This window comes from Neobacillus sp. PVCKKU3, assembly GCF_058323225.1.
Window position 1 is genome coordinate 1 of sequence record NZ_JBLVQN010000080.1, and the last position, 5,210, is coordinate 5,210.

Here is a 5,210-nt window from a genome sequence, read left to right on the forward strand (position 1 = left end):
GTAATTCGCTCGACTTGCATGTATTAGGCACGCCGCCAGCGTTCGTCCTGAGCCAGGATCAAACTCTCCAATAAAGTTGAGTTGATTAGCTCAAAAATGTTACGTTGGCTCATGTTTTCTATATTAATAGAAGGAACATGATAATTATTGTTTGTTGACGTTTTTGTTTGTTTAGTTTTCAAAGAACTATCTTTGTCACTCGTAAAAGCGACAGGAATTATATTGTATCGCATTTCTTACAATCTATCAACCATCAATTATTTCCAATTGCGATTGACTTGAAAGCTCTTTTCAAAAGCGACTTTTACATCATAACACCATTGGTACTATGATTCAAGTAAAAGTTTTTTCATTTAATCAAGATAAAAACATTATTGTTTCATATCCTAATGTATTTCGTCACCAAAAAAAGTGACTGGAGTAATAATATATACCTTTTTGGCATGGATTTCAACTGGTAATTTCATCCTATGTGATTATCTCATAATAAGAATGGAGGACGAACAGTTTCGAGATTCGCCACCAAACGAAAGCCCCGAAAAACTGATCAATCAATTAGAAAATGTTAAATCCGCCCTCCGCCGGATACGCAAATCTTCACGGCCACAGTAAAAAAAGGAATGCCGTTGACGTTGAAAGAAAAAGAATAAATTTCAATATTGGAATTGTAAAGCACAGGGACGGTTCTTCCGCCTCACTTTGAGGCAGTAGAACCGTCCCCGTGCATCATTATTTACTTCTCACTATCTGCATGCGTTGGTTAAACATCGTTGGGTATGATAAAAACCCAAGCATGATACTTGTGATGGATGCTGTCGTTAAAAGCAGGAACAGCACGAGCAGCTGGAATTGAACTGCCTGTACAGGGCTCGCACCTGCAATGATTTGGCCGCTCATCATCCCAGGGAGCTGAACCAGTCCAATCGTTTTTTGACTCTCAATGGTCGGAATCATACTTGCTTTGATGGAGGTCATCAACTGGGTGTGGACGGCCTGTTTAGGTGTTCCTCCAAGAGATAGGATCAGTTCTGTCTGGTCCTGATGGGACTCGGTCTCTGCAATAAACCGATTAAGAAACAGGATGGCCAGCACCATTCCATTGCCAATCATCATCCCGCTGATTGGAATGATATATTGGGCGGTATGGGGTGTAATATTGAACCCAAGTAAGATGCTTTGCGTTAACACTTCGATAAAAATTAACGTAACCGCAATTTTCCACGTAATCCCTTTAATCGCTGTTCCTTTTTTACGGGCATTCAAAGTCGCTGCTATAATCATCACGGCAACCATTAAGAAAATATAAATAATGCTTTTGGAGTCGAACACAAATTTAAGAATATAACCCACAACAAGCAATTGGATGATGGAGCGGATGACGGCGATCGTCGCATCTTTTTCCAGGCCAAGGTTCAAGGTCTTCGATAAGACGATGGGAATGAGAACGAAAATGAGAGAAAAGATTAAGGCCATGGTGCTCATCCCAATTCCCCCTTAACAAACTGCCTTACCCGCTCATTGCTTGGCGATTCTAATAAATCACTTTTTCCTGTTTCAACGATTTCCCCTGCCATCATCACCCATGTATACGACCCGACATGTAAAGCCTGTTTTAAGTTGTGTGTGATCCAAACAATCGTCACGCCATACTTCCGGTTGATTTTGACAATCAGTTCCTCAATCTCCTTTTGCGAAACTTGATCGAGAGATGAAGTAATTTCATCCAATAATAATATTTGCGGCTGATTCACCAACGTACGGGCAATTGATACTTTCTGACGCTGACCGCCTGATAATTCCCTGCTGTTCCTATGTAAAAAATCTTCTGACAAACCCACGTCATGTAATAAATCTATCGCTTGTAAATCCGGAAGCCGTTTCCCTTGCAGCTCCAGGGGCAGTGCCAAATTTTTATGTACACTTCCATCAATCATCGGCGCACTTTGAAGCGCCATCCCAACCTTCCTCCGCAATTCCACAGGGTCATAATCATTAATGTTTAGACCATTCACCATAATGTCTCCATCGTTTGGCGACAACAGCCCATTGCACAACTTAAGCAGCGTCGTCTTCCCAGCCCCCGAAGGCCCCACCAAAGTCGTAATCTCCCCATCAAAAAAAGCCCCAGAAATATCCCTCAAAATCGGCTGACCATCAATAGAGTAATTAACATGATTAAATTGTATAGCTGGTTTCATGTTCGTTCACTTCCTTATGAAGCATGGATTGGTTCTTCTGTCTCATATGAAGCATGGGGACGGTTCTTCTGCCTCATTTAATCAGGTGACAGGCACCTCTTAGGCAATCTTACCAAACATTCGCTTGCGTTTTCTAGTTTACGCTTTCCTTCAAGTGTCCCACGATGTTTCTCAAATCTATCAATCGTCAGCAAAATTCAGTTGGTGACAGTCACCAAACCTATTCCCCTTTTAATTTGGAATACTTCTGTATATAATGGATATATAATAAAAAAGAGAAGTGCTGGTAACACTTCTCCCTGCAACTACTACCGTCTGGGTGGTGGTTGTCTATGTTTTAGTTTTTTCGAGAACCACCCTTTTGCTTGCGACGGCGTGAGGGTGGTGTCTTGTTTTCTAGGACGTTTTTCCGAAAGAATTGCACCGTTAATTCCCGCACGATTCCCTTCAGAATTTCACGAATGAATTCAAGAACGGTTTCCATGATTATCACCTCCCTTCCCCCCAAAAATACAGGAAAAGAAGATTGACAACCAAGCCACCCTAACAATATTCAGCTGCAACCCCATACTATCATTATTCTAACATAATAAACTCTATCAACCTTCGACAAAATTCGAGTAGTGACTGACCCCTAAAATTGAGCGGCAGCATGCCCCCGGCACCCGCAACTCACTCTAAATCATCTATCATATGATGCATTTCGATCTTTCTCTGAAAGCCTTCATACAACATAAGCACCTTGCCGACTTCTTCCCATGAAAAAGGCTCCCCACCAACAATCACTAATCTTTAAGTTACTAGTTTAGCCATATCTATAATCCAGCAGTTATGTCATAATATGGATATACGAACAATCTGTATAATTAAAGGATGATTGTATGTTTATAAAGAAATTGGTGCTTACAAATTTTAAGTGCCACACCAGTTCCCAGTATCATTTCGGAAAAATCAATCACTTTTTTGGCGATAACTATACCGGGAAGTCCTCCATTGGGGAAGCTATCGTTTTTTGCCTATTTGGCATGACCAAGCATGGCTATAAAGGATATGTGAAAGATTATTTGCAAGAGGGAAAAACGTCGATGAAGGTGGAGGTAACTCTTTTCGTCAACAACCATGAATACATCATTACAAGAACCATGAACGCAAAAGGTACAACAACCGTTTTTATCAATCATGAACCCGCAAAGGAAAGTAACATAAAGAAGTTACTTGGGGACTACCAACCGTTTATCTATTGCTTTTTTCCTGATATTTTTCCCGAGGAAGAGAAAGCCGCGGCGAGGACCTTTATTATTAAATTCCTGCTGAATGAAAAAGATACATTTGATGAGTTCGAAAAAGAGAAAAAGCGGATTTCAAAACAAATAAAACAAGCGGATTCCTCCGGAACTTATTACGAAGGTCAAAAGTCGGTTTTACTCAAACAGATTGAAGCCATGCCTGCCCACACAAATGAGACCATCCCAACACCCGAACATATAGTTTCTCGAAAAAAACAACTGCAAGAAGAACTAGAGTCGATTAAATTCAAGTTGGAAAAACAGCTCAAAGAAGGCTATCAACAGCAGGCAAAAGTATCAAGCTGCCGGGATAAACTGAAAGAAATCCAACTGGCTGAGCAATCTATAAATGAGTATTGTCCAACTTGCCAGCAAAAACTGCCCGACAACCGTATCCAAGCCATAAGGATGAGTCAATTCGAAAGAAAGAACGAGTTACTCAAAGAAATCGATTTTCTAGAAAAAAAGCTTGAAGCAGAGCGGCGCCATTATTCGGATTTGTCACATAGCAAAACCGTTTTGGAAATGGAATTAAAGGCATTGGACGAGCAGTTTCCAGATTCACCATCAAAAGAAAGCTCCGAAAAACAGATCATTCAATTAGAAAGTGTAGAACAGGAATTAAAAGAGCTTGCTGAAAAGAAAATGGCTCTTTCCGATGAACTTAAACAGATTAAGCACCGAATGGGTCAACTAGCAAATAGCCATCAAAACCATATTAATAAGTATTTAACCGATGCAAGGGTTGATTTGTTTAAACAATTAAAGAATGGAGAATTACGGCCGGATTTCCTAATTTCCTATAAAAACAGACCGTACCGGGTTTTATCCTACAGTGAAAAAATTCGCTGCATGCTGGAATTGATTATTTTAATTAACAAGGAGCTAAAAATGACCTTTCCTCTATTCCTTGATAACCTGGAAAGTATCACACACTTAAATCCACCGGATACACAAATCTTCACGGCTACAGTAAAAAAAGGAATGCCGTTGACGTTGAAAGTAAAAGAATAAGCTTCAACATTCAATTCAGAGCTAAAGGATAAATCGATGACCGAAAAACAGGAAGCTTCAGTTGCATTTTTGGAATAAATTGCGACATAGCTAAGATGAATTCAACCGTTAACCATCCGGTAAATCTCCTTTCAGAATACGTCGAAGTTGGCACCAAAAGCGACGTAACGAATTAATTGTAAAAAAACAAACACAAACAACAAACTACGACAAAAATTAAATATTTATTGAACAGTGCAGGATTTGCAACGTGGGTGCCTGCCCCAAAGTCGCACTTTTAAATCTGAATATTTTTGTATATAATGGAATATATAATAAAAAAGAGAAGTGCTGCGAACACTTCTCTCTGCAACCTCTACCGTCAGGGTGGTGGTTGTCAATGTTTAATTATTTTTGAGGACCACCCTTTTTGCTTCCTACGGCGCGGGGTGGTTTTCTTGTACTCTAGAACGTTTTTCCGAAAGAAATAAGCGATAATTTCACGCATTATTCCCTTAAGAATTTCTCCTAAGATTTCAAGAACATTTTCCAGATCGATCACCTCCTTCCCTATTAAAAGGAAAAGAAGATCAACAACTGGCCACCCTCACAATATTCAGTTGCACTCTATTCTACCATTTCCTACAAACAAAAAACTCTATCAATCTTCGACAAAATTCGAGTAGTAACACTGGTTAAGGTACGTCGAAATTACAACAAAAAAGTGAAGCAA

5 protein-coding genes and 1 rRNA gene are annotated in these 5,210 nt (G+C 39.8%); 1 reads left to right on the plus strand and 5 read right to left on the minus strand.

Going from position 1 to position 5,210, the window contains the following annotated elements; genetic code table 11:
• From ACNQGS_RS28760 to ACNQGS_RS28780, 5 genes are all read right to left on the minus strand, one after another.
• Window positions 1-74 (minus strand): 16S ribosomal RNA (locus tag ACNQGS_RS28760); the annotation flags it as partial.
• A gap of 655 nt (window positions 75-729) precedes the next feature.
• The gene (locus ACNQGS_RS28765) at window positions 730-1,482 is read right to left on the minus strand and encodes an ABC transporter permease (protein WP_491490364.1); all 753 of its coding nucleotides are present in this window, start codon (window positions 1,480-1,482) and stop codon (window positions 730-732) included.
• The gene (locus ACNQGS_RS28770; protein ID WP_491490365.1) at window positions 1,479-2,198 is read right to left on the minus strand and encodes an ABC transporter ATP-binding protein; all 720 of its coding nucleotides are present in this window, start codon (window positions 2,196-2,198) and stop codon (window positions 1,479-1,481) included. The genes ACNQGS_RS28765 and ACNQGS_RS28770 overlap by 4 nt, the downstream gene beginning before the upstream one ends.
• Window positions 2,199-2,535: 337 nt before the next feature.
• On the minus strand, window positions 2,536-2,682 hold the full coding sequence (locus ACNQGS_RS28775) for a hypothetical protein (RefSeq protein ID WP_491490366.1): 147 nt from the start codon (window positions 2,680-2,682) through the stop codon (window positions 2,536-2,538).
• 188 nt (window positions 2,683-2,870) lie between these two features.
• Window positions 2,871-2,984 (minus strand): DUF7713 domain-containing protein, encoded by a 114-nt coding sequence (locus tag ACNQGS_RS28780; RefSeq protein WP_491490367.1) that lies wholly within the window; start codon window positions 2,982-2,984, stop codon window positions 2,871-2,873.
• A 95-nt stretch (window positions 2,985-3,079) separates the two neighbouring features.
• Here ACNQGS_RS28780 and ACNQGS_RS28785 point away from each other — a divergent pair, with 95 nt between their 5' ends.
• Entirely contained in the window at window positions 3,080-4,498 is a 1,419-nt protein-coding gene (locus ACNQGS_RS28785; protein WP_491490368.1) for an AAA family ATPase, read from the plus strand.
• Window positions 4,499-5,210: the final 712 nt, after the last annotated feature.

What these genes read in the sequence shown, in the direction of transcription:
- ACNQGS_RS28785 (WP_491490368.1), top strand. Translation starts at nt 3,080, where the DNA reads ATGTTTATAAAGAAATTGGTGCTTACAAATTTTAAGTGCCACACCAGT.
- ACNQGS_RS28770 (WP_491490365.1), bottom strand. Translation starts at nt 2,198, where the DNA reads ATGAAACCAGCTATACAATTTAATCATGTTAATTACTCTATTGATGGT.
- ACNQGS_RS28775 (WP_491490366.1), bottom strand. Translation starts at nt 2,682, where the DNA reads ATGGAAACCGTTCTTGAATTCATTCGTGAAATTCTGAAGGGAATCGTG.
- ACNQGS_RS28765 (WP_491490364.1), bottom strand. Translation starts at nt 1,482, where the DNA reads ATGAGCACCATGGCCTTAATCTTTTCTCTCATTTTCGTTCTCATTCCC.